General features: G+C 46.5%; 23 protein-coding genes. 12 read left to right on the top strand and 11 right to left on the bottom strand.

The window, feature by feature from the left end; genetic code table 11:
* The first annotated feature begins 17 nt into the window (after positions 1–17).
* Both manA and OKX00_RS01805 read left to right on the top strand, forming a co-directional pair.
* Positions 18–971, top strand: coding sequence for a mannose-6-phosphate isomerase, class I (gene manA / locus OKX00_RS01800; RefSeq protein ID WP_265409166.1), 954 nt, complete (start codon positions 18–20; stop codon positions 969–971).
* 132 nt (positions 972–1,103) lie between these two features.
* A complete protein-coding gene (locus OKX00_RS01805) occupies positions 1,104–1,979 on the top strand; it encodes an ROK family protein (RefSeq protein WP_265409167.1) in 876 nt (291 codons plus the stop codon).
* Positions 1,980–2,025: 46 nt separating this feature from the next.
* Here OKX00_RS01805 and OKX00_RS01810 read toward each other — a convergent pair whose 3' ends face one another.
* The 3 genes from OKX00_RS01810 to OKX00_RS01820 form a co-directional block, all read right to left on the bottom strand.
* The gene (locus tag OKX00_RS01810) at positions 2,026–2,163 is read right to left on the bottom strand and encodes a YvrJ family protein (RefSeq protein ID WP_265409168.1); all 138 of its coding nucleotides are present in this window, start codon (positions 2,161–2,163) and stop codon (positions 2,026–2,028) included.
* Positions 2,164–2,235: 72 nt separating this feature from the next.
* Positions 2,236–2,454: a DUF2922 domain-containing protein gene (locus OKX00_RS01815; RefSeq protein WP_053356540.1), complete on the bottom strand. Its 219-nt coding sequence runs from the start codon at positions 2,452–2,454 to the stop codon at positions 2,236–2,238.
* Between the two features lie 48 nt (positions 2,455–2,502).
* Positions 2,503–2,718, bottom strand: a complete 216-nt coding sequence (locus OKX00_RS01820; protein ID WP_053356541.1) for a DUF1659 domain-containing protein — start codon at positions 2,716–2,718, stop codon at positions 2,503–2,505.
* Between the two features lie 262 nt (positions 2,719–2,980).
* Here OKX00_RS01820 and OKX00_RS01825 point away from each other — a divergent pair, with 262 nt between their 5' ends.
* Positions 2,981–3,487, top strand: coding sequence for a sigma-70 family RNA polymerase sigma factor (locus OKX00_RS01825; RefSeq protein ID WP_256225033.1), 507 nt, complete (start codon positions 2,981–2,983; stop codon positions 3,485–3,487).
* Between the two features lie 120 nt (positions 3,488–3,607).
* Here the strand turns inward: OKX00_RS01825 and OKX00_RS01830 are convergent, their stop codons facing one another.
* Entirely contained in the window at positions 3,608–4,822 is a 1,215-nt protein-coding gene (locus OKX00_RS01830) for an MFS transporter (RefSeq protein ID WP_265409169.1), read from the bottom strand.
* 328 nt (positions 4,823–5,150) lie between these two features.
* Here OKX00_RS01830 and OKX00_RS01835 point away from each other — a divergent pair, with 328 nt between their 5' ends.
* From OKX00_RS01835 to argH, 4 genes are all read left to right on the top strand, one after another.
* Complete coding sequence (locus tag OKX00_RS01835) at positions 5,151–5,495, top strand: winged helix-turn-helix transcriptional regulator (RefSeq protein WP_053356546.1); 345 nt, start codon at positions 5,151–5,153, stop codon at positions 5,493–5,495.
* A gap of 544 nt (positions 5,496–6,039) precedes the next feature.
* The gene (locus tag OKX00_RS01840; protein ID WP_265409170.1) at positions 6,040–7,338 is read left to right on the top strand and encodes a four-carbon acid sugar kinase family protein; all 1,299 of its coding nucleotides are present in this window, start codon (positions 6,040–6,042) and stop codon (positions 7,336–7,338) included.
* Positions 7,325–8,332 (top strand): 4-hydroxythreonine-4-phosphate dehydrogenase PdxA, encoded by a 1,008-nt coding sequence (gene pdxA, locus OKX00_RS01845; protein ID WP_265409171.1) that lies wholly within the window; start codon positions 7,325–7,327, stop codon positions 8,330–8,332. Before OKX00_RS01840 ends, pdxA (OKX00_RS01845) begins: the two co-directional genes overlap by 14 nt.
* 140 nt (positions 8,333–8,472) lie before the next feature.
* A complete protein-coding gene (gene argH, locus OKX00_RS01850; RefSeq protein ID WP_265409172.1) occupies positions 8,473–9,981 on the top strand; it encodes an argininosuccinate lyase in 1,509 nt (502 codons plus the stop codon).
* Positions 9,982–10,074: 93 nt separating this feature from the next.
* Here the strand turns inward: argH and OKX00_RS01855 are convergent, their stop codons facing one another.
* A complete protein-coding gene (locus OKX00_RS01855; RefSeq protein WP_265409173.1) occupies positions 10,075–10,950 on the bottom strand; it encodes a LysR family transcriptional regulator in 876 nt (291 codons plus the stop codon).
* 114 nt (positions 10,951–11,064) lie between these two features.
* On the opposite strand from OKX00_RS01855, the gene OKX00_RS01860 reads away from it, so the two are divergent.
* Both OKX00_RS01860 and OKX00_RS01865 read left to right on the top strand, forming a co-directional pair.
* Positions 11,065–11,988: a PhzF family phenazine biosynthesis protein gene (locus tag OKX00_RS01860; RefSeq protein WP_265409174.1), complete on the top strand. Its 924-nt coding sequence runs from the start codon at positions 11,065–11,067 to the stop codon at positions 11,986–11,988.
* A gap of 92 nt (positions 11,989–12,080) precedes the next feature.
* On the top strand, positions 12,081–12,521 hold the full coding sequence (locus OKX00_RS01865) for a hypothetical protein (RefSeq protein WP_062238455.1): 441 nt from the start codon (positions 12,081–12,083) through the stop codon (positions 12,519–12,521).
* Positions 12,522–12,551: 30 nt separating this feature from the next.
* Here the strand turns inward: OKX00_RS01865 and brnQ are convergent, their stop codons facing one another.
* The 6 genes from brnQ to argS all read right to left on the bottom strand — a co-directional run bounded on the left by brnQ (position 12,552) and on the right by argS (position 20,708).
* Positions 12,552–13,934, bottom strand: coding sequence for a branched-chain amino acid transport system II carrier protein (gene brnQ / locus OKX00_RS01870; protein ID WP_416054285.1), 1,383 nt, complete (start codon positions 13,932–13,934; stop codon positions 12,552–12,554).
* A gap of 241 nt (positions 13,935–14,175) precedes the next feature.
* Positions 14,176–15,444, bottom strand: a complete 1,269-nt coding sequence (locus tag OKX00_RS01875) for an MFS transporter (RefSeq protein WP_265409175.1) — start codon at positions 15,442–15,444, stop codon at positions 14,176–14,178.
* A gap of 330 nt (positions 15,445–15,774) precedes the next feature.
* Positions 15,775–16,794, bottom strand: coding sequence for a 4-hydroxythreonine-4-phosphate dehydrogenase PdxA (gene pdxA / locus OKX00_RS01880; protein WP_053356558.1), 1,020 nt, complete (start codon positions 16,792–16,794; stop codon positions 15,775–15,777).
* Positions 16,791–18,110, bottom strand: coding sequence for a four-carbon acid sugar kinase family protein (locus tag OKX00_RS01885; RefSeq protein WP_265409176.1), 1,320 nt, complete (start codon positions 18,108–18,110; stop codon positions 16,791–16,793). The genes pdxA (OKX00_RS01880) and OKX00_RS01885 overlap by 4 nt, the downstream gene beginning before the upstream one ends.
* Positions 18,107–18,886, bottom strand: a complete 780-nt coding sequence (locus OKX00_RS01890; RefSeq protein ID WP_062238502.1) for a DeoR/GlpR family DNA-binding transcription regulator — start codon at positions 18,884–18,886, stop codon at positions 18,107–18,109. Before OKX00_RS01890 ends, OKX00_RS01885 begins: the two co-directional genes overlap by 4 nt.
* Before the next feature lie 133 nt (positions 18,887–19,019).
* Positions 19,020–20,708, bottom strand: coding sequence for an arginine--tRNA ligase (gene argS / locus OKX00_RS01895; protein WP_265409177.1), 1,689 nt, complete (start codon positions 20,706–20,708; stop codon positions 19,020–19,022).
* A gap of 529 nt (positions 20,709–21,237) precedes the next feature.
* Between argS and OKX00_RS01900 the strand changes: the two genes are divergently transcribed.
* The 3 genes from OKX00_RS01900 to OKX00_RS01910 all read left to right on the top strand — a co-directional run bounded on the left by OKX00_RS01900 (position 21,238) and on the right by OKX00_RS01910 (position 25,162).
* Positions 21,238–21,912, top strand: a complete 675-nt coding sequence (locus OKX00_RS01900; RefSeq protein ID WP_265409178.1) for a DNA alkylation repair protein — start codon at positions 21,238–21,240, stop codon at positions 21,910–21,912.
* 429 nt (positions 21,913–22,341) lie between these two features.
* Complete coding sequence (locus OKX00_RS01905; protein WP_265409179.1) at positions 22,342–23,958, top strand: spore germination protein; 1,617 nt, start codon at positions 22,342–22,344, stop codon at positions 23,956–23,958.
* On the top strand, positions 23,948–25,162 hold the full coding sequence (locus tag OKX00_RS01910; protein ID WP_265409180.1) for a Ger(x)C family spore germination protein: 1,215 nt from the start codon (positions 23,948–23,950) through the stop codon (positions 25,160–25,162). The genes OKX00_RS01905 and OKX00_RS01910 overlap by 11 nt, the downstream gene beginning before the upstream one ends.
* Positions 25,163–25,178: the final 16 nt, after the last annotated feature.

Raw genomic sequence — 25,178 nt, forward strand, 5'->3', positions numbered from 1 at the left:
TATGAGGGGATGTTGGTATGTACGCGGAACCGATTTTTTTGCAGCCGGTATTTAAAGACCGAATATGGGGAGGAACAAAGCTAAGAGACACTTTCGGCTATCAGATTCCGTCAGAGACGACGGGTGAATGCTGGGGGATTTCTGCTCATACGAACGGTCCAAGCACTATATTGAATGGTCCGCTTAAAGGTTTGACACTGGACGAGGCGTGGCAAAAACACAGGGGGCTTTTTGCCGGTCAGGAAGGTGACGACTTTCCGCTGCTCGTTAAAATTTTGGATGCAAAAACAGATCTTTCTGTTCAGGTGCATCCAGATGATGAATATGCACAGCGAGTAGAGCATGAGGCGTTTGGAAAAACCGAATGCTGGTATATCATAGATTGCGAGGAAGGATCCGAGCTCGTTTACGGCCATCATGCAAAATCCAAGGATGAGTTTCAGGCGATGGTAGACAACGGGCAGTGGGACAAGCTTCTCCGTAAAATAAAAATACAGCCGGGTGACTTCGTGTATGTTCCGAATGGCACCATCCATGCCATCGGGGCAGGGACGATGATCCTTGAAACCCAGCAGAGCTCTGACGTAACATACAGAGTTTACGATTATGACCGTAAAGACGCTCAAGGCAACACAAGAGATCTTCATATTAAGCAATCAATTGAAGTGGCGATGATTCCCCATGAGGACGCCCACTTCCAGCCCGTTGAAAACAAACAGGGAGATCTGACAGTGAAAAAACTGATCAAAGAATCCTATTTTACTGTTTACCACTGGGCATTGAACGGCACAGCACTGGACCTGGAGAACCCTATGTATCTTCTAGTCAGCGTTCTTGACGGAGAAGGGGAGATCGAGACGCAAAATGGGACATCTTCGTTCAAGAAGGGAGACCATTTCATCGTTCCATCTACCGTAAAGAAATTCTCTCTTAAAGGAAACGCATCTTTCATAACATCACACAGCAGCTAAGAATTAACAGGGTGTCAGGCACCGCCATTACACAAGTGTGTAACGGCCGGTGCCTGGCACCCTCTCTTACATAAATGTCAAAAAGCGGTGCCTGGCACCAATAAGATGGCACTAATAATAGGAGGAAATGGCATGAGACTCGGAGCGATAGAGGCGGGAGGCACGAAGTTTATTTGCGGTATCGGTGATGAAAACGGAGAGGTTTTTGAGCGAATCAGCATACCGACAACCACACCGGAAGAAACGGTCGGCCAGGTTGTTGATTTTTTCCGCGATAAAGAGATCAGAGCGATGGGCATCGGATCGTTCGGACCTGTTGACCTGGACAAGAACAGCGAAACATATGGCTACATCACAAGTACTCCAAAACCGCATTGGGCACAGTACGACCTGGTTGGAGAAATTCAGAAGCACATTCACGTTCCGGTGGCTTTTGATACGGATGTGAACGCAGCGGCGCTCGGTGAACTGGAATGGGGAGCAGCGAAAGGCTTGGACTCCTGCATTTACATGACCGTCGGAACGGGCATTGGAGTCGGCGCCATCACAGAGAGCAAGCTGCTTCACGGTTTGACTCACCCCGAGATGGGACACATCTTAGTCAGACGCCATCCCGAAGATCATTTTGAAGGTAGCTGTCCGTACCACAAAGACTGTTTGGAAGGAATGGCGGCAGGGCCGGCTCTTGAAAAGAGATGGGGCCAGAAGGGCATCGAGCTTGCAGGCAAAGAAAAAGTCTGGGAATATCAGGCCCACTATCTCTCCCAGGCTCTTGTAAACTACATTCTTATTCTTTCTCCGAAGAAGATGGTTCTTGGCGGAGGCGTGATGAAGCAGGAACAGATTTTCCCTCTCATCCGCAAAAAAGTGCTGGATACGCTCAAAGGCTATGTACAGCATCCGCAGCTTACCGAGGAAAACATTCAAGACTTTATCGTACCGCCGGGACTGGGCGACAATGCCGGATTGTGCGGTGCAATTGCCCTTGCCAAAACTCTTCAGCAATAATTAAAAGCCTTGCTCCCCATATCAGGAGGACAAGGCTTTTTTTGTGCTATCTTTGCACCCGTTCGGCCAGGGACAGGATGGAGTGGTTCAGTGTATCCAATTTGCCTTCGATCCGGTGCAGAAGATACAGCGTCACCGCCACTGGAAAGCCAACATCGCTTACGAAAGAGAGCCACGATTCCATTTTATTAACCTCCTATAAGCAGGCTACCCCAACCAGCAAGACGGCCGATTGGGGTTTGTTCATACTGCGGTGTTATGGAAGAACGATATCGCTTGAAGTGCGGTCCGTGACGCGGGCGCCCTTCTTCTTCACATAATCTCCGCCGTTCGAAACGAAGATGTTCTGGGCGATGATGGTATCCATGGCGGCTTTGACAGCGGCCGGATCCACTGGTTCTTTCGGAGCATCAAGGGAAATCGTCACCGTTTTGTCCTGTTCGTTAAGGAACTGCAATTCCAACGTTTTAGCCATATTAGTATCCTCCTTTCCATAGAATCATGCCTGGTTTTTCATAGTCTTTTACGCATAAATGCTGTGTGAGTCATTGCGTTCAACAGAGATTAAAGGCAGCTGCTGAAGAGGGGAAAGAGCGTTTGCTACCGCATAAAGCTGATCAGCCGAAGCAGAGGTTTTTACGTTGGAAAAATTTTTGTTTTTGTACAGCTGCTTATCGCCATCCATCCCTGCATCAAACACCATGCGAAGCTGTGTATCCTGGATTGCTGTGGTTGCCATGTCCATCACCTCCTTTCACCTATAAATAGTAAGTTCCGTGAAAAAAGAGGCATCTCTATAAAAAATAAATGAAAATAACCAAACCCCAAATCATGACCTTTTGAAAACCTCCAATACCCCTCTCGAAAACATCATTTTCATCCCTTTTACCCGTACGGTTTTGCCCTTTTGATCATATGACAGCATGAAAACGGAGCTTTATGTTTAGATTACCGGCGGAATAAAACGTAAGGCACGTGTCTTTTTTAAAGGATGAAATAAGATGAAAACCAGTTTCGAAAATCTCTCTCTTCAGTTCGATCCCTTGATTAAATCACAAATCCAGTCCCTTGGTGTTACCGGGCGTTACGATGAGTATTACCAAGTAGGACTTATTGGTCTTTGGGAAGCATTCAAACGGTTTGACCAAAATAAAGGAGACTTTGGTCCATTTGCCTATCGAACGGTTAGAGGAAAAATGCTCGAGCAACTAAAAAAGGAAGCCAAATATAAAGCCGTTCATGTCGGGTTCAGCCTGGAGCTTACAGAAACCATACCTTTTGAAGGGGGTGTTCTTCCCCTTGAAAATGAAGTATTGGAGATGTATCTGTCAGATCTGACCCTGAACCAGCGGAAATGGGTGGTTAAAAAGATCTTCCTCCAGATGAAGGAAGCCGAAATTGCAGAGGAAGAGGGAGTGAGCATACACGCCGTAAAATCATGGAGAAAGCAAGCGCTATTGAAGCTTAGAAGCCGGGCAGAACGGCATGAGATTTACCAGCGAAAATGAACAGTTTACCCGCCAAAATAAGCAAAATACCCGCGAAAAGAATGTTATGTAAACTATCGACATCTCAGCACTGACCAATATATACAAAAAGGAGGAGTGCACCAGGCACCCCTCCTTTCCTTATCTCTTCACTGTTTTTCGTTCCAACGCTCCGCTCCATGCAGAGAGCAGGACAGCACCGACGACCATCAGTCCGCCAACCCATGGCGTATGAATCAAGCCGATGGAATCGACGACAAGTCCGCCGACGTAGGCACCGATTGCGATCCCGACATTAAACGCTGCAATGTTGATGGCAGAAGCTACATCAACAGCAGATGGAACATATTTTTCAGCCAGTTGCACAACATATACCTGCAAGCCAGGCACATTCATGAACGCAAACAGTCCCATGATGACGATCGTTACTGTACCGGCCACTTTTAGAGGAGCGGTAAAGAAAAGAACAAACATTACGATGGCCTGGATAACAAACATCCAAAGCAAGGCACGGATTGGATTCTTGTTTGCTGCTTTTCCTCCAATCGTATTTCCGATGGCGATTGCCACCCCGTATACAAGCAGAATGATACTTACTGATTTAGGATGATAGCCTGTAATTTTTTCTAAAATAGGTGCCAAGAATGTAAAGGCTACAAATGTTCCGCCGTAGCCAAGCGCTGTAATAGAAAACGCAAGAAGCAGTCTTCCGTTGGTGATCAGCTTGAATTGATCACTGAAAGAAGCTTTTGAAGCACTTTTTAAATTGTTAGGAATCAAAAATAGACTAGCGATAAAGGCGATGACACCAAGCAAGGCAACGGCAGCAAAAGTTGATCTCCAGCCGAATGTCTGGCCGATAAAGGTTCCGAGCGGCACGCCGGTTACCGTCGCTACGGTAAGACCTGTAAACATGATAGCAATGGCACTTGCCCTTTTATTTTCCGGGACAAGATCAGCTGCAATGGTCGATCCGATTGAAAAGAATACGCCATGTGAAAAAGCAGTAATGACACGGGCTGCTAGCAATAAAGCAAAGCTGTGGCTTAACGAGGCCGCCGTGTTTCCAGCAATAAATACAATCATAAGAAGAAGCAAAAGTGTTTTCCGGTTTAAACGGCTGGTAACTGCAGTCAGAATGGGAGCACCGAATGCAACACCGAGTGCATAACCGGAAATGAGCAATCCAGCAAGTGTAATTGAAACATTTAAGTCATCAGCCAAAGAAGAAAGCAGGCCAACTGGGACAAATTCTGTTGTACCAATTCCGAAAGCACTAATCGCAAGCGCGAGCAGCGCAAACGTTCCTTTTTTCTCTGATGGCTGGGTTTTATGTGAAACAGTATTTGAAACCATAATAAATCCCCCTTCAACATGATAGAAATGAGTGTGGCCAGCATATCCTATCCATCGCACAGGGGCCCAATGTTCTGTGCGGCTGACTAGGGTTATTATGGAGCATAGCGGAAGTATTGAGAAGTACGCACTTTCAAGTACCACAGCCACTTCTGGGTACGCTAGGAACCCGGTGGTGCTATAGGTACTTAAAGGTGCCTATACAGGAGGCATTGAAACAGAAGCAATCCTATGGTATGATACGAGAAGTCTTATACGGTTTAATATCGATCATAGGGTTCGTTTTGAACTATAGTATAAAAAAGTAACTGTAAGAGGAGGAAGGCAGATGAAGAAATATAACATTCCGGTTGAAGCAGCATTGGAAGTGATCGGGGGCAAGTGGAAGGTCGTTATTCTTTGCCACCTTACAAAAGGAACAAAAAGAACGAGTGAACTGAAGCGTTCCATGCCTGGAATCACACAAAAGATGCTGACTCAGCAGCTTCGCGAACTGGAAGCAGACGGTGTGATCGAACGCAAGATCTACCAGCAGATCCCGCCGAAAGTGGAGTACTATCTTACCGATTACGGCTGGTCCCTTCAGGAGATCCTCGATTCTCTGTGTGCATGGGGCGAGAAGCACATCGAACGCAACTACGACGACAAATCCCTTGTGTTAGTTGAAGGCTAGTTAACTATAATGGTGCCAGGCACCCGAATTACACACTTGTGTAATCCCGGTGCCTGGCACCATTTTCTTCCCCGTCTTTTCTGGTCCTTTTGGTGATGAATTGGAGTAAAAATGCTTTGTTTTTGCGTTCAGAACGTTACTTTCCATGTTCTGAACGCTTTTTTGTTGTGGTTTTGGCCTGAGAAGGGGGAAAGTGACGGGGAAATATGCCTGTCAAATTCATTTACTGTCCAGATATCCACTTTTACTGTCCAAAAAAGGGTAAATACTGTCCAAACCAACCGATTTACTGTCCAAAGTCGCACAAATACTGTCCAAACTCTAATTATGTAAACTACCTGCCCCTTCAAACCCCCTACTCCTCTTTCGTCTATTTCATAAAGTTTGAATGAGATGAATGGGAAAATCCAGTTTTTCCTTTGTCTGATCTTTTCATTTTGCCGCGGCTAAGTTAGCTTGAAAAATACGCTATACTAGGGGTAGTAATTTTTAGAATTTTAAAAAAAGTACTGGAAGTCATTCATTCATAAAGGAGTTTTCATCAATGCAATTATTTATTCTTGCCGATGACCTGACAGGCGCCAACGATTCGGGTGTCCAATTATCCAAACAGGGCTTCCGTTCAATCGTTTGGCTGGATCTTTCCCAATCACCGGATGCTGAAGCAGATGTGGCAATATATGATACTGACAGCAGAGCTCTTGGTGAAAAAGAAGCCTGCAAGCGTATCTTACAAGCGGCTTCCCACGTGAAGGAACGGGATGAAGTACATGTTTATAAAAAAATAGATTCTACTCTTCGCGGCAATATCGGTTCAGAACTGGCAGCGGTATATGAGGTGTTCAAGCCGGAAATGCTTGTTATTTCTCCCGCGTATCCAAAGTTAAACAGACAGACGATTAATGGCACCCAATATGTTGACGGCCGGCCTGTGGAAACGACCGAGTTTGGCAAAGATCCGAAAACACCGGTCACGGAGAGCCATATCCCTGCTTTGCTCGAGAAGTATGCTCATCATAAAATCTTCGTCGTGAACAGTGTTCTGTTATCACGTTCGAAAGAAGAGGTTTTGGCCAAAATTTTAGAGTCCCTGGATGAGGGGGTATCCTGGTTTGTCTGTGATGCTGAAACGGACAAGCATTTGGAGAAAGCGGCTTATGTTTTTTCTGCATTAAATAAAAAAACCGTGTGGGCAGGATCAGCTGGCCTGATCGAGTACCTTCCAGCTGTTCTTGGTCTAGCGGCCCGACCAAAGGGTTTAAAGGAAAAGGTTAATGTGAGCCAGACTCTTACTGTGTCGGCGAGCTTATCACAAGCGACAAAAGGACAGCTAGGGAAGGTTGGTATAATGCCTGACTCCCTGATGTTGGAAATGGATCCGTCAGAACTTATCAGAAAGACCTATGATCTGCAGAGCCTGATCGAAAAAATAAAAAAGGTTCCAGAAAAACGCCATATTGTCCTTTATGTAGATGGCTCAGATGAAAACCGTTCAGCAGCTCAGGAGCTTGGCAGGGACTTGGGCTTGCATAAAAATCAGGTCGGGGAAATGATTTCAAGAGAGCTTGGCATCATCGCGCGTTCTTTGCTTAATGGGGTGCCTTCTATTGAAGGATTGGTGCTTACAGGCGGAGATACGGCCAAGGCGGTCTGTTCAGAGGTTGGGTTGTCCCAAATGGAACTGTGGTCTGAGGTGGAGCCAGGGCTTCCGTTAGGAATAGCAAGTGATGAAAAACGCCGGTACTGGACGGTTACAAAGGCCGGCGGATTCGGCAATGAAAATTCTTTAGTCCATGCGTTGAAACATATGACAGGAGAGGTGTTAGAGCATGAATCAAAATAAAAGTATGGTCGGAATTACAATGGGAGATGCTGCCGGTGTGGGTCCGGAGATCATTCTGAAAAGCCTTGCAAGCACAGAAATCTATGAATTATCTCGTCCGTTTGTCATTGGCGACACCCGAATTCTTGAGCGGGCAAAGAGCTATGTGAATAGCCACCTTACAGTTCAAACGATTACGGAAGACGAACTTGAAAACTTGAATTTTACACATGGTACGGTGTATTGTCTGGATTTGAACCTGGTCCCTGAAGATCTGCCGGTTGGGCAGGTTTCGCCTATTGCTGGTCATGCCGCTTTTGAATATTTAAGCAAGGCGATTGACCTTGCGAATAAAGGAAAGATTGATGCGATTTGTACTGCGCCTTTAAACAAAGAAGCATTGCATAAAGGTGGACATAAGTACCCGGGCCATACTGAAATATTGGCCGAGCTGACGGGAACAGTTGAGTTTTCCATGATGCTTTCGGCTCCTAACTTAAAAGTCATTCATGTTACCACTCATGTCGGTATCATTGATGCCGTAAAAATGATTAATCCTGAGCGGGTCTATCGTGTTATTAAACTTGCAGATGAGACGTTGAAGAAATCAGGAATTGAGTCGCCAAAGATCGCAGTCTGCGGAATTAATCCGCATGCTGGGGAAAACGGTCTGTTCGGATACGGTGAGGAAGAAGAGAAAGTAATACCGGGGGTGCAAAGAGCACAAAAAGAAGGCGTTAATGTCGTTGGTCCCCTTCCTGCTGATACACTATTTTTCCGCACGGTCCGCGGTGATTTTGATATTGTCGTCGCCATGTATCACGATCAGGGCCATGGACCGGTCAAAGTACTGGGACTGGATGCAGGCGTAAATATCACAGTCGGATTGCCTATTATTAGGACGAGCGTGGACCACGGAACCGCGTTCGACATTGCAGGTAAAGGTATTGCCGATGAAAAAAGCATGACCGAAGCCCTCCGCCAGGCAGTGGAATTGGCTCCGAAGAGGCCATAGCATAGATAGAAATTCAGCACCTCCTGCTTGTTTACATGCGGGAGGTGCTTTTGTCTTCATAACCCATCATTCTTCTGCTTCATAAGATAGTGTATCAACTTTGATCGAACGCTCTCTCTTTAAAACAAGGAGGAAAAAAAGTGAAAACTAGGGATGAATTCATCCACGAAGATGGCAGCTCGTTCCCCGGCAAGACCTATGAGGAATATCTCCTGAGGCACGTTTTTAATGATCAGCGGGATTATTTGTTTGCGGAAATGTTCGCGATTCACAGGGCGCATGTGGTCATGCTGGCCGAGCAGAATATTTTGGCGAGGGATGAAGCGGGGACCATTCTTGCCGGTGTGGAAAAGGTGCGGCAGATCGATTTCCGCAAGCTGGATTATGATCCTCTTTATGAAGATTTATTTTTTATGATGGAAAGCCGGCTTGCAGAGGAAATCGGTGGAGACCTTGCCGGAAAGGTCCATATCGCGAGGAGCCGTAATGATATGGGAGTGGCGATGTACCGCCTTGTTCTGAGGAATCATATACTTATCCTCATTCAAAACACACTCTTGCTCGGCGACGCCCTCCTGGAGCAGGCGAAGGAACACGCCGAGACGGTCATGACCGCCTATACCCATACACAGCCGGCTCAGCCGACTACGCTCGGCCACTATCTGCTGGCCATCTATGATGTCGTCATAAGGGACATCCATCGCCTATGGTCCGCGTATGAAGGAGTCAACCGTTCACCTCTGGGCGCCGCTGCCCTTTCCACGACAAGCTTTCCGATCAGCCGCGACCGGGTCCGAGAACTTTTAGGGTTCGGTAGTATTGTAGAGAACTCCTATGATGCCATTGCTGGCGGAGACTATTTGCTTGAGACGGCGACAGCAGTCATGACGCTCATGATCAACGCCGGCCGCTGGATCCAGGACCTGCTTCTTCAGGCGACCCGGGAATTCGGGGTCATCCGTGTTGCCGATCCATACGTACAGATCAGCAGCATCATGCCGCAAAAGCGGAATCCAGTGTCGATCGAACATTCCAGATCCCTTGCCAGTTCAGCAGCCGGTGAAGCGATGTCAGCCATCCAGATGATTCATAATACACCGTTTGGAGACATCGTGGACACGGAAGACGACCTGCAGCCTCATCTGTATCGAAGCTATGAGAAGGCATCACGGGTATTGCAGCTCATGCATGCCGTCATCCGGACGATGGAGGTCGATACAGAAAAGATCGGCAAGCGTGCGCACCAATCATGCATCACGATAACAGAACTTTCAGATGTGCTGGCTCGAGATAAAGGTGTCCCGTTCCGAAAAGCGCACCAGATCGCGAGCGCCGTTGCGAAACAGTGTACATCAGCGGGAAAAGAATTGAACGAAATTGAGGTGGAAGCAGCGAACGAATGGATCAGCGGCATCTATCCTGCAGCCTTGACAGAAGAAGAATGGAAGGGAATCGTCTGTCCACGTGAATTCGTCAAACGCCGCAAGATTCAGGGCGGACCTAATCCGGACGAAGTAAAGCGGATGACTGCGGAGCGTGAGGAAGATCTTTTCAATATGGAAAAGACCCTTCAAAACGAAAAAGAATGCTTGCTCCAGGCGGATCAATCTCTGGATAGTGCCGTGCAAAACTTGATCGCAGCAAAATAAGCTCTCCTTCGCCGGAGAGCTTACGGCTGCAATAAATGATGCATGATCCTGTCCAGGTCATTAAAAAATTGCTTCATGAATCACAGTAAAAACTCAGTTTTTTATGAATGATTTTTTTGCCAGTTCAATAAAAGCTTCTGCAGCCGGAGAACACCGTTCGAGAGAGTTGACGGCTAAGCCGATCGTCCGGTAACAGTTTTCTTTCATAGTGACTGCAGCAACATTTTTTCTTGTATCGCCCTGCAAAACCAGTTCAGGGACAATGCTTACTCCCAACTCCTTTGCCACCATAGCCATAATCGTTTGGTTATCTGCAATTTCGCAAAATATCTGGGGCAGGATTTTGTTCTCTTTAAAAAGCCCCTTGATCAACTCATCACAGCCTGCTTTGGGCATGATAAAAGGTTCATCGCTGATTTCATGGATACTGATCCTTTTCCTCCTTTTCAGTTTGTGGCTGTCAGGGAGGAGGATATAAAGGTGATCCTCCATAAGCGGGATAAAAGCAAGGCTCTCTGAGGTTGAAGACGTCAGAAAACCGATATCAATCTTTCCTGAAGTGATCATTTGTTTGATTTCCTCGTATCCCCCTTCGTATATTTCTGTTTGAATCCCCGGAAAGGCTTGATGAAACTGCTTTAAGATAGAAGGCAAAAGACTAGCCGATACACTTGGAAATGTACCGATGCGGATTGTTCCGATTTTTAAACCGTTCAGCAGACCTGCTTCTTGTTTCATTCGTTCTGACAAATCCAGAATCTCCTGGATATATTCCATCATCCTTTTTCCTTCGTTCGTTAACGTTATGCCGCTGCGCCCTCTGTTCATCAGCGTTAATTCCAGTTCTGTTTCTAATCCCCGGATAGCATGGCTGACCGCCGATTGGGTAAGCCCCAGCTTTTCTCCTGCTCTTGTAAAACTTTCTGTCTCTACAACCATTTTTAAAACCTCATACTGAAGCAATGTCATACCGTTCACACCTCAACGCATTAATATTTTTCATGATTTATATTATAAACATTCATTTGATTAATGTTAACTGCCATCATATGATGAGAGCAAGAACACTTGAGGAGGAAAAAGATGAAACCTTTAATGTATACGCTTGTAGACGTATTTACCGACCAGCCTTTCAGCGGAAATCAACTGGCTGTATTTCAGGATGATACCGACTTAACGACAGAAATGATGCAAAAAATAGCGAGAGAACTGAATCTATCGGAAACGGTATTTGTTCAGTCTCCAAGCAATCCTGCAAACGATAAAAAGCTGCGCATTTTCACACCGGATGTGGAGCTCCCGATGGCTGGACACCCGACCCTTGGCGCAGGCTATGTGATGGCTCATAAGGGCTTGCTTGAGGCTTCTGAAGGTAAGAATGAGTGGATTTTTGAAGAAGGTGCTGGAGATATTCCTGTTACGGTTTATATGGAGAATGGACGTGTATTAAACGTTGAAATGAATCAGCCGATGCCACTATTCGGGGAATATTTTGAAGACAGAGCATTGGCAGCAAAATTGCTTTCTCTTTCCCCGGAAGATGTGACGGGTGAGCTGCCAATCCGCACGGTATCAACCGCAGTGCCATTCTTATTTATCCCTGTTCGTTCCCTTGATGCGATGAAAAGAATCAGCTTCCGGACAGACATTTGGGAAAAGTATTTTAGCCAAAACCCTTCCACGAAACACATTTTCGCGTTTACAGCGGAAACCGAAATGAAGGATTCCACTGTACACAGCCGGATGTTTGCACCGGCGATGGGGATACCTGAAGATCCTGCGACAGGGGCAGCGAGCGGCCCATTGGGTGCCTATATTGTTGAGCATACGAACATTGCCCAGAATCAACAAGGAGTTTATCGTATTCGAAGTGAACAGGGATTTGAAATGGGAAGACCAAGCATCATTGATATTACAGTTCGCAAAGAAAAGGAGTATGAGGAAGTTAAAATTGGCGGCTGCAGCGTCATCATGGGTTCAGGAGAGCTGCTGACCAGTCAGAAGTAATACACAATTCAGTTGGTGAGCCATTCCCCCAGGCCGCACATATACTGGCAAGAAAGCTGAATTTCTTAAACATAAAGGGGGAGCAAGCAGCAATGATAACCTTACCAGTTCCATCGAGATGGGGAATCAGTGCGGATGTCGGCGGCAGGCCGCTCATCTGGGGAACAGTCGTCCTCAATTCCATAGAAAACAATAAAATAATGGGCACCCTCAATTTTCGGGGAGTTCCGGTTCCAATTCAGGGATATTGGACCGAAAATACAAGACAGATCTCTTTTGATTCACCTTATGCCACCTTTTCAGGCAATCTGTTCATTTATGACGACCCCTCGATTACCACACGCCATTATCTGATCAACGGGCGTCTTTACATGAAGCCGACATCTATGCTTGCGGGTGAATATGGAACATGGGTAGCTTCAACGAATGCCTATTTAAACGGCGGGAGCGGGCAATCATCCCAGCAGAATCAGACACCTCCAGCCGGGGCTTTTACGACCTCTGATTATGTTGAAGATGCACCCGACCGGTGAAAGGAACACAAAAAAGCTGAATGAGATTGCTCATTCAGCTTTTTTATATCTAATTTGATTATGAAACTTTTCTTCTTTATGAGAATGAAGAACCGTACCATTCGATCTCACAAGACTAACAGCATAGCCCAGGAGAGCTCCAACAATTGCCGGCAGAATCCATCCAAGCCCTGTGTCATAAAGAGGGAGGATGTTTGAGAAAAAGGAATTCACACCATCTATCGATAGGTTAGCTGCATTTAATCCATCAAATAGACTAACGATAAAGGTAAACAGCAAGCTTCCTTGATACACTTCTGAGCGCCCTTTAAAGAGGTTGTGGGCGAAGCTTAAGAAAATAAGCATGATGGCCAGCGGATAGATCGCTGTCAGCACAGGAACTGAGATGGCGATCAGCTCGTTCAATCCGAGATTTGCTGTTAATGCACTGAAAGAGGAAAGAATAACAGCCAATGCTTTGTATGAGATTTTCGGAAAAACACTGTGAAAATAAGCGGAACATGCTGTAACTAATCCAACACTGGTTGTCAGACATGCTACTGTGATCATGAGTCCTAGAAATACATTCCCGAGAGAGCCGAAATAGTAATTGGCTACAGCTGATAAAACTTCTCCGCCATTGCCTAAATGGCCAAGTTCAGAAACACTGGAAGCTCCCATGTACGATAGGGAAGTGTACACGATCGCCAATACAGCAGCTGCAATGGTAGCTGCCTTTGCACAAGTTCTTGCGATGACTTTTTTATCGCTGCCTCTTTTTTCTTTGATGGCATTGATGATGATAATACCAAAAACGAAGGCAGCCAATGTGTCCATCGTCAGGTAACCTTCCTGAAATCCTTTAAAGAAGGAGTTTTGAACAAACTCTTTCGCAGGCGCCTGAATCGGGCCGATCGGATGAATGAAGGCAGCGGCTACTAACACTCCGATGAACGAAAGCTTAAGCGGCGTTAAAATCTTACCTACGATATCAACGATCTTTGAAGGATTAAGTGAAAGGGCACATGTGATACTGAAAAAGACGACCGTGAAGATGAGAAGCGGCAAATGACCGCTGTTCTCTGGCAAAAAGGGCTTAACACCAATCTCAAAAGAAACACTTCCTGCTCTTGGCAAAGCAAAAAGAGGACCGATTGCTAAATAAAGAACAAAACTATAAAGAGCACTGAACCAAGGGTGTACACGATTTCCCATCGCCCGGAGGTCGTCGCTGCCGGAAATTCCGAAAGCAAAAACACCGAGCAGCGGTACACCGACTCCAGTAATCAAGAAACCGGCTGTCGCAATCCAGACGTTGGTTCCTGCAGTTTGTCCGAGCATTGCTGGAAAGATTAAGTTGCCTGCTCCAAAAAAAAGAGCAAATAACATGAGGCCGATAACCAATGTATGTGAAGACTGAGCTTTAGTTGACACGAAAAAAACCTCCGAATAAGAATATTATGAATATTTACTTCATGTCGATTGATGTCGAATCTAGTGTCGAATTCATTATTCGATAATAACATGCTTAAATATTTTTTTTCAAGGGTAAATGCAAAAGATTTTAGTAAATTTCAATTTTTCTTTTTTTGAAGGCCTTTTTACATAAATGAACGAAAAAATGGCCGGTTCCTCGGGAGCGGTGGACCGCCCGTAAGAAACCAGCCTTGAAATGCTACGAGATTTTATTGATTTTTGGCTTGTTTGATGAAGCCTTCTGGCTGGCCTGGATGGACCGTCCCAGAATAAGTGTGATGATGGCAGCAAGTACGAGTGAAGCAGCCAGGAAATAGAATCCGGCATGGAAGCTGCCTGTTAAGTCTTTAAAAAGCCCGACAAATTTTGGGCCATTATAGCCGCCGAGGTTGCCGATGGCGTTTTGCAGGCCGAGAGCCGCACCGACAATGCCTGCAGGTATGATCGCTGTAGGAATCGCCCAAAGCGGTCCGTACGGCGCATAGACACCAATCGCCGTAATGGATAACAAGATCATCTGAAGGGCGGGTGATTCCACAAATTGCCCTGCTACCATCGCAGCAGCACCAATCAGCAAAGGAATGACCACGTGCTGCACCCGGTTCATGCGCCGGTCGGACCAATAAGAGTTAAGGACCATTCCTACCAGTGCAAAGGTAAACGGAATCGCCGTCAGCCAGCCCATGACTGCAGAGTCTTTCGTAAATGTGCTTACCACGCTCGGTACCCACAAGGTGTATCCGTAGAAGCCGGTCATCCAGAAGAAATACATAACGACGAGTCCCCATACGGTCATGTTCTTAAACGCTGCACCGTATCCGGATGATTTTACGGCGCCTTTTTGTTCGTTTTGTAGTTCAGCCGTCAGCTCGTTCCGTTCCTGGTCACTCATCCATTTGGCATCAGAAGGCTTATCTTTGACCATGGCATACCAGACGAACGCCCAGATCAGCGGTGGTACACCTTCCAAGATCAGAACCGTCTTCCAGTCGAAATGTTTAAGCAAAAGGCCTGACAGGGGAGCCATCAGCATGGCGGATACAGGCAGGCAAGCCATCCAGAACGCATTGGCTCTTGCTCGTTCTTTAAGGGTAAACCAGTTGGCGAGCAGGACAAGCACAGCCGGCCAGACTCCGCCTTCCGCAACTCCTAAAAGAAAACGGACGAATTTCAGCTGGCCTTCTGTCTGAACAAAGCCTGTTGCCATCGCGGCAAGGCCCCACAGGATCATGAGAATGAAGATAAACTTTTTCGCTGACCATTTCGTGGCCAAAATGCCTCCGGGAATCTGCAGGATCAAATAACCGACAAAGAAAATTCCGGCAATATCCCCGGCGGCTGACGAGGAAATGTCCAAATCTTTTTGAATATAAGGCATCAGGACACCAATATTGATTCTGTCCATATATGCGAGCATGTACATGATAAATGCGACCGGGATGATCTTACCCCATTTTGCTGAAGCCATCGTAACCCCTCCTGTTTTTAAAATTGTTGAAAAAGAAACCGTTTACATTTTTCTTTGTTGAAGGCTGTTTTGCAACTTTTGTTGCTCTTGAAGTGGTTGATCTCCGTTTCAGGCTGCTCGCTTTCCACGGGGCGGGCGGTGAGCCCCTCGGCGCAAGCGCCTGCGGGTCTCACCTGTCCCGCTTCTCCCGTAGGAGTCTCGCACCTTACACTTTAATCAACTTGTCAAATGAAGATTCTTTACAAAAAAGTTCCCTAAGCAACAATCTTTTAGAAAACAGCCTTCTTGAAAGAAGAGAGAGGCGGTGATTCCTCTCTCGTTTTTCTAAAATCAGACCTTCAGTGTACGGAAATGGACAGAATATTGAGCAGCCAGCTTGATTGCTTCCTCCATGCTGACAGAGCCCGCGATCCCTTGGCCTGCAATGTCAAACGCTGTGCCGTGGTCGACTGATGTACGTAGGAACGGCAAGCCATTGGTGATGGAGATCGTACGTTCAAAATCGGTCATCTTAGCGGCGATATGCCCCTGATCATGATAAAGGGAGAGCACTGCATCATATTTTCCGTGAAGTGCCTGATGGAAAACAGAATCTGCAGGGACAGGGCCAAATGCATTGATGCCTTGCTGCTTCGCACGCTCAATCCCCGGGCCGATCTCATCCAGTTCTTCCGAGCCGAACAGTCCATGCTCACCGCTGTGAGGATTCAGGCCGGCTACCGCCATTTTTCTGCTTTCAATTCCCAGACGCTTTAGTGCTTCGTCACAGCGGACTAAATAATCATGCACACGGTCAGCAGTAATCTGGCCGATCGCATCCTTCAGTGATAAGTGTCGTGTCAGGAAGAAAATCCGCAATGAACGCACTTCAAACATGGTTAGCGGATCGTCTACACCCGTTAGGCCGGCAAGCATTTCGGTATGTCCGATATACGGCACTTCTGCGGCTTTCAGGGATTCTTTATTGATCGGTGTGGTGGCAATGGCGTCAACCTGCCCATTGTTGGCAAAGGCAATGCTTTTTTCAATATAGTCAAAAGCGGCTTGGCCGCACATCGCCTGAACCTTTCCGATCTTCAGCTGGCTGATATCCACATTCTCAAGATTAACGATATCGATTGTTCCGAATTCATATTTTCCTTCTGCGGGGTCATTGATGGGATTCAGCCCAAGAGAAACACCAGCAAAGGTCATCGCCTGTTCAACAACGGAGGCTGTCCCGATCAGAACAGGGCGGCAAAGGTCATAGATTTCCTTTTTAGCGAGTGCCTTAACACTGATTTCAGGTCCGATTCCAGCAGGATCCCCCATAGGAATGGCAATGATTGGTTTAGAAGTAGGTTGTGTCATGATAATATCTCCTTTTCATTTGTCTTTTTTGTGAGCTGCCGCTGTAAAAACAAAACGGATTCTGTAATCGCAGATTCACTGCCTACCAGGCCGCCTTTTGTTACGACAGGCAGACCGTCGAGGTAGCCGCCGATAAACCTTCCGTAGGCAGCTAGAGGAAACACCTCGTCAAGCAGCTGAATGCCATGGGTTTTACCGGCGGCGCATATTGAAGCGGTCACATCTCCTCCGCTTGAAAAACATCCGCTGATGCTCGTTCTGCTTTTTTGGATGATTCTCTGGCTGATGATGGCAAGGCCGTCTGTAATCCTTCTGGCAAGTGATGCTTCGGTTGTGTGCTGCTCTTTGGCAATTGCCTGAAGATCAAGCAGCGGGGCATCCTCCTGGAAAGTCGTAACCAGCACAACTGCTTGTTCCTCCAGCAGCCGCAGCCCTTCGTTCATTCCTCTTACAATTTCTGCGTCTCTTTCTCCATTCTCATCCCTTGCCAGTTTTAAAGGATCGATATAGACGGTATGCAGCGGCAGGGTTTCAGCCAGATGATGAATCTGCTTTCCGGTTACCGACGTACAGCTGCCGATCGTGAGCAAAATCTTCGGTGTGAAGGGGGAACCGCTGTATTTTTCCTTTACATAAGCGGCAGTCAGCGGTCCCGGATCGACAGGAACGAACTTCACATCCAGAGCCGCCATCGCTTTGGCGACAGCTTCTATCTGTTCTTCATTCACGGCATCTGCTACGATGACCCGGCTGCCATCGCTGATTTTTTCCTGAAGGCAGGAAGTGAGCTGGAACGATCCTTTCAGGACTTCATTCATCTCCAGGGTGGCCACAGGCTTGGTGCATTGTCTGCTAATAATGGAAGGAACGTGCGACTCGTTCAGCGGTGCTTGCGGATCCTTAGCCACGTCGGTTTCCTGGACTGGCGTGCCGTTCACAAGCAGATAGCCTCCAACGGTCGTTCGTCCAGACACAGGGTAGGACGGCATAACGACGGCAACGGAATCTTCTCCCAAAGCATCCAGGCAGGCATCGATTTCACCGCCAATATTTCCTCGGCCTGTACTGTCGATGCGTTTGCAAAAGAGCTCTACGCCCTGTCCCGACAGGCTGCCGATAATATCTGAAACTCGTTTGTACGCTACGTGCTTCGGGGTGTAGCGGCTGTCAGTGTCAATGCAGATCGCGTCATAGTTATAGGCCGTTTGAGGGGAGAAGCCATGCAGGATGGTTGCTGTTGATATACCTTGTTTGGTCAGAAGTACTCCCGTCGCGTTGGCGCCTGTCAGATCATCGGCGATCACTGCAATTCTCATCCATGACTCACCTCGTTTTCTTTTACGGTATATATGGAGGTTATTTCTCCATATCGCACCGTATCTTCAGGGGTTAACTCTGCATCGGTAATGATGCCTTCTATCTTTTCCAGAGAACATACTTGTGAAAAAGAGCTTTTGTTGAACTTTTGAGAGTCTGCTACGACCCAAGTTGTAGTGGCTGCGTCAGCCATCAATCTCTTAATCAAGGCTTTTTCCATTGTTGGAGCGGTCAGCCCTTTTTCAAGATTGATAGCGTGCGTGCCCATGAATAAAAGGTCGACTCGGATCTGATTAAGCAGGTCCTGCGCATGAGGGCCCACGAACGAACCAATTCCTCTTTGCAGGGTGCCGCCCGTACAGATGATCTCCGATGGACTTTCGATCAGTTCAGCGGCAATCTTCAGATCGTTGGTCACAATTGTTAAGTCGTCTCTGTTTTTGATCACTTTGGCAATCTCCAGAGTGGTTGTCCCGGAGTCTAATAGAATCTGTGCCCCCTCCGGAATCAGGCTAGCCGCATACTTGGCGATCAGGTGTTTTTGGTTCACCCTGGTCATCGATTTGTTTTGATAGGGGGTCTCCGGGATGAGCGGATTGACTGCAACAGCCCCTCCGTGGGTCCGGATGACTTTCCCTTCCTTTTCTAACTGGGCCAGATCCCTTCGGATCGTCATACCAGAAACGTTCAGTTCTTCAACCAGCTGTTCAATTTGAACTTTTCCTTCTTTATCGGTTCGTTTTAAGATTTCTAGTTTTCGTTCTAACGGGAGCATTCTGTTCATCCTTATCATTATCTTTTGTTCAATTATGTTACTTTATGTTCATTTATGCAAGGGTTTTTTTCAGAATATTTATATAAAATAAAAAATCTCTCTTATCTTGGGAGAATAAGAGAGATTTTAAGCGTTACATTTCTTCAGGGGCTTTAATGCCGAGGAGGCGCAAACCTTCTTTTAGTACGATGGTTACGGCATTGACGAGTGAGACACGGCTTGCGAGGGTTTCATCCTCCTCAAGCACTCTAATGTGGCTGTAAAATGCATTAAACTCCTGAGCCACGTCGATCAAGTACTTGGCAATCTGGGAAGGTTCATAGAGTCTGAGACTTTTTTGAATGACATTGGGAAACCCCATAAGTGTTTTTACCAGCTCCCAGCTGTAGTCGTCTTGCAGTCCGGTGTTCATTTCGCTCACATTTCCGGCCTTTCGTAAGATCGAACAGGCCCGTGCGTGTGCATACTGAACATACAGACCTGTTTCCCCTTCGAATTTCAGCATATCTTTAAGTGAAAACTCTATATTGTTCAGTCTTTCGTTCTTCAGATCGTGAAAGATAATAGAACCAACACCGATCTGTTCAGCCACTTTCTCTTTGTTGGAAAGGCCAGGGTTCTTCAGCTCGATATTTTGTCTGGCTAGCGTAATCGCTTCTTGGATGACTTCTTCTAAAAGTACGACTTTGCCTTTTCGGGTCGACATTTTTTTCCCGCCTTTTAAAATGAAGCCGAACGGGATATGGATCATCTCCTCGGCCCACTGATAGCCCATCTTTTTAAGAACAAGGATGAGTTGCTGGAAATGCAGGCTTTGCTCGTGTCCGACGACATACAAGTTTTTTGCAAAATGATAGGTTTCCTGGCGATAGAGGGCTGCCGTCAGGTCCCGGGTCGCATAGATGGTAGCGCCGTCCGACTTCTTAATGAGGCAGGGCGGGAGGTTGAACTCATCAAGGCGGACAACCTCCGCACCGTCAGATTCCGTAAGCAGCCCTTTTTCTTTTAATAGAGTCACCGTATTTTCCATCTTATCGTTATAAAATGCTTCGCCATTGTACGAATCAAACTCAATATCCAGCAGCGAGTAGATTTTTGAAAATTCCTTGAGGGATTCTTCACGGAACCATTTCCAAAGGGCTGTCGCTTCCTCGTCTTTTTCCTCGAGCTTTTTAAACCAGTATCGCGCTTCATCCTCAAGGGCAGGCTGTGTTTCAGCTTCCTTATGAAATTTCACATAAAGGCTGAGAAGCTCTTTGATCGGATTCTCCTTCACCGTATCCTCGCTGCCCCATCGCTTGTAAGCCACGATCAGCTTCCCGAATTGTGTTCCCCAGTCACCGATATGGTTGATGCGGACAGGCTTGTAGCCGCATTTTTCGGTAATGTTGGCGATTGCGTTTCCGATGACGGCCGAGCGGAGGTGCCCCATGGAAAAAGGCTTGGCGATGTTCGGAGAGGAGAGGTCGATCGTAATGTGTTCTCCGCTGCCCTGTTTGGCTGATCCGTAATGGCTGCCTTGTTCAAGAATGTCTGTGACGATCTCCTTGCTGACCATTTCTCTTTTATAAAAGCCGTTCATGTAGGGACCTTGTGCTTCCACTTTTTCAAAAAGCGGGGAGCTGATTTTGGATGCGAGTTCGGACGCGATGAGCTGGGGCGCTTTTTTTAGCGTTTTTGCAAGAGTGAAACAAGGGAAGGCGATATCTCCTTGCACCGAGTGCTTCGGTATTTCGATCAGCTTTTCAATATCTTCTGTACCTGGCACATCCTTAAGCTGATGTGAGATAAGTTGGGCAAATTCCTTTTTGAGCTCCGACATAGTGTTCGACCACCTCTTGTAATCATTTTTATGGAAAAATAAAAAAATCCCGTCTCTAAAAAATTTTAGAGACGGGATTTATGACCCGCGGTACCACTCTTATTGTTCAAAAAAGAACCTGCTTTGGCGTTGATAACGGGGTTCTCCCCGGCCGCCCTACGGATTACTGGTTCAGGCTGGCTCCTCAGAAGTGCGGTTCATCGTACAGCATCCGCCAGGCTTTCACCGTCCCTGACTCGCTTTTCTCTGCATGCAGGATTACTCTCTTCCTCATCGAAAATGTGTTGTTTTTTAGTGATTATAAAGAAGAAGGAGAAAGAAAGCAACCAGATTTTTCAAAATTAAGGTTCTTAAGGAAACCCGTTTAAAGTTGCTCCTATAAAGAAATTTGTGGGAAGAAGGAAGAGGTTGAGTTAATGGAGGGTGACAGGCACCGCGTTTTGACATATGTCAAAAGCTGGTGCCTGGCACCTTTTCTGGCACCGTTCTGTTATAATTTAGGGAACTACTGTTGAGGGGGTTAACGGAGATGACGATGACGTACCTTGAAACCTTGCATGAAGAAATACGAAGCAGGCAGAATCCGGCCGATGCGGTAAAGATGCAGTCTTACATGAAGAATAAATTTACCTTTTACGGCTTGAAGTCACCGATCATGAAAGAGGTTATGAAGAATCATGTGAAAATGTACGGGCTGCCTGAGATGAGCATCCCGGAAGTGACGAAAAAATGCTGGAACTACAGAGAACGGGAAATGCAGTACATGGGCATGTTTTTTGTGGACAAGCTGAAGAAGGGCATGCAGGAAGACGATCTTAAGGCATTAGAGAACACGATCACCGAAAAGTCGTGGTGGGATACAGTGGATCATATCGCCAAGCACCATATGGGACATTACATACAAACGTTCAAGCATCGGGAACAGGAATTGGTGGAGAAATGGATTCATTCACCGAACATGTGGCTGAACCGGACTGCGATTCTTTATCAGCTAGGCTATAAAAAAGATACGAATGAAGACATCTTAAAATACGTCATTGAGCAGCATAAGGAGAACAAAGAGTTCTTTATCCGCAAAGCGATCGGCTGGGCATTGAGGGAATATGCCAAGACCAACCCCGATTTCGTCATCGATTTTGTGAACTCTACGGAACTCCAGCCACTAAGCAGAAAAGAAGCTCTGAAGAATATACAGTTAACCTAGAACGGTGAAACGGTGCCAGGCACCGCTTTTTGACATGTGTCAAAAGCGAGTGCCTGGCACCGTTTTTTTATTGCTCTATGATCTCCTTTGGCTTTTGAACTTTGTGAACAGCTGGAAGACCGATTGGGCAAAAAATATAGCAATCAATAACATCACAACACAGATTTCTATGAGTTCCATTACTTTGAAAGAAGACAAGGCATTGAGGATCGCTGTTCTCATATCAAATCCTTCGTAGATATCCAAAGTCAGAGAGAAACACGTCAACAGTATAAACATCGATAGGGTAATACCCAGGATTTTCATCGTTCCATCACACTCCACCCCTAGTATCTCCAAAATGAACGCTATCCATTAAGAGAGGACAGAATAAGGAAGAGGAGCCAGGGAAAACCTAAAAGAAAATCACGTAGAAAGGTTTTGCTTCTTATGCCTTCTTTTTTCAAAAAGAAACCACTTCAAAAAAATAAACCTTCTCAAGAGAAAGAGAAGCAAAAAAAGCAAACATCTTCTCCCATTTCGCCAGTTCTAGAAGAGAATATTGAAATCATTAAAACACAGACAGGGAACAGCAGTGAGATTATCATTCGAACGTTTAACCATTCTCCCCTGTTCCGCGCCAGAACGGCCATTGTTTATGTGAAAGGGATAACGGACCAGCAGATCATTCAGGACCTTTTGATCGAATCGATACTGAAACCCGGTGCTTATGATTCCGATCAAAAAAATCTGGCCGCCATGGTGGAAGAAATCGTGCCGCTTGGAAACATAGCCCAAGTCGATGATTGGACTGTTTTGTTCGAATCTCTCATGGCGGGGGACACGATTATTTTTGTCGACGGCTTTTCTTCAGCTGTACGGGCATCTACAGAAGGCGGAGAAAAACGTTCCATTGAAGAACCGAGTACACAGCGGGCGATCCGAGGTTCGAGAGAAGGATTCACAGAATATATCGAAACGAACATATCCATGGTCCGAAGACTGATTCAGAATCCCCTGCTCTGGACCGAATCCATGAAAATTGGAAAAGTGACCAAAACCAGCGTCACCATCATGTATATCAAAGGAATAGCGAAGGATGAGGTAATTGTTGAGCTTCGTAAACGGCTTAATAAAATCGATATCGATGGAGTTCTGGAGTCCGGGTATATCGAACAGCTCATTGAAGACCAATCCATTACAGCATTTCCTACCCTGTACTATTCCGAACGTCCGGATACGGTTGCGGGCAATCTATTGGAAGGGCGCTTTGCAGTCTTCGTTAACGGAACACCGTTCGTTCTTCTCGGACCTGCCGTATTTGTGCAGTTTTTTCAGTCGATTGAAGATTACACCGAACGTTTTTACATCTCCACCGCTATAAGATTATTGCGGGTTCTGGTCTTTTTTATCTCGCTCATCGGACCAGCGACCTATATTGCAGCAACGACCTTCCATCAGGAGATGATTCCGACTCAGCTTTTGATTGCCATCGCCGCACAGCGGGAAGCCGTTCCTTTCCCGAGTTTTGTGGAAGCACTCATCATGGAAGTTACGTTTGAGATCCTGAGGGAAGCGGGAATCCGAATGCCTAAAGCGATCGGGTCTGCCATCTCCATCGTCGGTGCCCTTGTTATCGGACAGGCAGCGGTTCAGGCGGGAGTCGTATCGCCTGCCATGGTCATTATCGTAGCAATTACCGCGATCGCCAGTTTTGCCACTCCGTCCATTGCGATCGCGATATCGGCCCGTCTGCTTCGCTTTATTTTTATGATCAGTGCCGCTACCTTTGGTTTTTATGGCATGCTTTTAGTTTTTATCATGCTGGTCGTTCACTTATGCAGTCTGAGATCTTTCGGCGTTCCTTACATGTCACCTCTTGCCCCGCTTATCCCTGCTGAAGTGGGAGACACGTTTATCCGGGCTCCCATGTGGACGGGAACGAAACGGCCGGCCTACATCAGCGGACCCAACCAGCAGCGTGATGGAGACAATATGAGCAAACCGGAGCCGGAACAGAGACGGATTCTGGTTACAGAAAATGAAGGTGATCAAAATGAGACGTAGCATGATCGTTTTTATCACAGTGGGACTGCTGCTTTCATTGCTTTCAGGCTGCTGGAGCAAAAAAGAGCTGAACGATCTGGCCCTCGTCTCTGCGGTTGGCATTGATCTTGATGAAAAAGGAAGATATTTAGGCACCTTTCAATTTGTTAATCCAGGCAATGTGACAGGAGGGTTCCAAGGGGGGGGTGGAGGCAGCGGCAATGCCGTCTCCGTGTATTCGACAACAGGGAATAATATGGATGAGATCAGCCGCCGCATGTCTACCAAAGTTTCGAGAAACCTCTATTATGCCCATGCGAATCTGCTGGTCGTCAGTGACGAATTGGCGAAGAAAAAAGGGTTGAATCCAATCCTGGATGCCTTTGACAGGGATGCGACGTTCCGGAATACAGCGACCATCGTGATCGCTCATAAGGCAAAGGCAAGTGATATTGTAAAAACACTGACAGCCATCGATAAAGTTCCAGCGAACAAAGTGATCAAACTGTTGAGGTTCTCCGAAAGAGTATGGGGGCAGGCGATCAATGTAACCTTATTGGATGTGATAAAAGATTTAATGGATGATGGAAAACAGCCCGTCATCAGCGGGTTTTATTTAAAGGGTTCTAGTGCGATCGGAAAACGCGTTGAGAACATCACGCAGTCAACACCCCAGGCAGCTCCCCAAATTGATGGCCTAGCTTTATTTAAAGGCGGAAAGCTTAAGGGCTGGCTCTATGGGAGGAAAGCCAAAGGAGCCGTCTGGGTGATGAACAAAACTCAAAAAACAGAAGTTAATATCAACAAAAAGGGGAGGAAGGAAGCGATTGCTTTTGAAGTACTCCGGCAGAACACGAAGATTTCTTCTTCTGTTAAGAAAGGAAGTACACAGCTTACTGTCAGTGTACAAACCGAAGGAAATATAGGGGAAACGGATGTGCCTGTTAATCTTAAAGACCCTCATGTGATCGCACAATTGCAGAAAGGTTTTGAAAAGGAGATCGCTGCAGAGATTAGAAGCGCCATAAAAGAGGCACAACATAAAAAAACCGATATATTCGGCTTCGGGGATACGGTCCATCGTTCGCAGCCTGACACATGGAAAAGGATTTCGGGAAAATGGGAGGAGGACTATTTTTCGAAAGCAAACATTAAGGTGAAGGTCCATGCCTTCGTTCGCCAAACATCTCTGAGGAACAATTCTTATCTCACAGATGAGAAATAAAAAGAAGGGGGCAAAG

Source organism: Fictibacillus sp. KU28468, from assembly GCF_026153615.1.
GTDB lineage: Bacteria > Bacillota > Bacilli > Bacillales > Fictibacillaceae > Fictibacillus_C > Fictibacillus_C marinisediminis.

Excerpts from the sequence above, each read along its gene's own strand:
- OKX00_RS01810 (WP_265409168.1), bottom strand. The coding sequence starts at position 2,163 with ATGGAATCGTGGCTCTCTTTCGTAAGCGATGTTGGCTTTCCAGTGGCG.
- OKX00_RS01885 (WP_265409176.1), bottom strand. The coding sequence starts at position 18,110 with ATGAGAATTGCAGTGATCGCCGATGATCTGACAGGCGCCAACGCGACG.
- OKX00_RS01875 (WP_265409175.1), bottom strand. The coding sequence starts at position 15,444 with ATGGCTTCAGCAAAATGGGGTAAGATCATCCCGGTCGCATTTATCATG.
- OKX00_RS01855 (WP_265409173.1), bottom strand. The coding sequence starts at position 10,950 with ATGACATTGCTTCAGTATGAGGTTTTAAAAATGGTTGTAGAGACAGAA.
- OKX00_RS01900 (WP_265409178.1), top strand. The coding sequence starts at position 21,238 with ATGACGATGACGTACCTTGAAACCTTGCATGAAGAAATACGAAGCAGG.
- pdxA (WP_265409171.1), top strand. The coding sequence starts at position 7,325 with ATGAATCAAAATAAAAGTATGGTCGGAATTACAATGGGAGATGCTGCC.
- OKX00_RS01830 (WP_265409169.1), bottom strand. The coding sequence starts at position 4,822 with ATGGTTTCAAATACTGTTTCACATAAAACCCAGCCATCAGAGAAAAAA.
- OKX00_RS01815 (WP_053356540.1), bottom strand. The coding sequence starts at position 2,454 with ATGGCTAAAACGTTGGAATTGCAGTTCCTTAACGAACAGGACAAAACG.
- pdxA (WP_053356558.1), bottom strand. The coding sequence starts at position 16,794 with ATGACACAACCTACTTCTAAACCAATCATTGCCATTCCTATGGGGGAT.
- OKX00_RS01805 (WP_265409167.1), top strand. The coding sequence starts at position 1,104 with ATGAGACTCGGAGCGATAGAGGCGGGAGGCACGAAGTTTATTTGCGGT.
- OKX00_RS01905 (WP_265409179.1), top strand. The coding sequence starts at position 22,342 with ATGCCTTCTTTTTTCAAAAAGAAACCACTTCAAAAAAATAAACCTTCT.
- OKX00_RS01820 (WP_053356541.1), bottom strand. The coding sequence starts at position 2,718 with ATGGCAACCACAGCAATCCAGGATACACAGCTTCGCATGGTGTTTGAT.
- OKX00_RS01860 (WP_265409174.1), top strand. The coding sequence starts at position 11,065 with ATGAAACCTTTAATGTATACGCTTGTAGACGTATTTACCGACCAGCCT.
- OKX00_RS01825 (WP_256225033.1), top strand. The coding sequence starts at position 2,981 with ATGAAAACCAGTTTCGAAAATCTCTCTCTTCAGTTCGATCCCTTGATT.
- OKX00_RS01890 (WP_062238502.1), bottom strand. The coding sequence starts at position 18,886 with ATGCTCCCGTTAGAACGAAAACTAGAAATCTTAAAACGAACCGATAAA.
- argS (WP_265409177.1), bottom strand. The coding sequence starts at position 20,708 with ATGTCGGAGCTCAAAAAGGAATTTGCCCAACTTATCTCACATCAGCTT.
- manA (WP_265409166.1), top strand. The coding sequence starts at position 18 with ATGTACGCGGAACCGATTTTTTTGCAGCCGGTATTTAAAGACCGAATA.
- OKX00_RS01840 (WP_265409170.1), top strand. The coding sequence starts at position 6,040 with ATGCAATTATTTATTCTTGCCGATGACCTGACAGGCGCCAACGATTCG.
- OKX00_RS01865 (WP_062238455.1), top strand. The coding sequence starts at position 12,081 with ATGATAACCTTACCAGTTCCATCGAGATGGGGAATCAGTGCGGATGTC.
- OKX00_RS01910 (WP_265409180.1), top strand. The coding sequence starts at position 23,948 with ATGAGACGTAGCATGATCGTTTTTATCACAGTGGGACTGCTGCTTTCA.
- OKX00_RS01835 (WP_053356546.1), top strand. The coding sequence starts at position 5,151 with ATGAAGAAATATAACATTCCGGTTGAAGCAGCATTGGAAGTGATCGGG.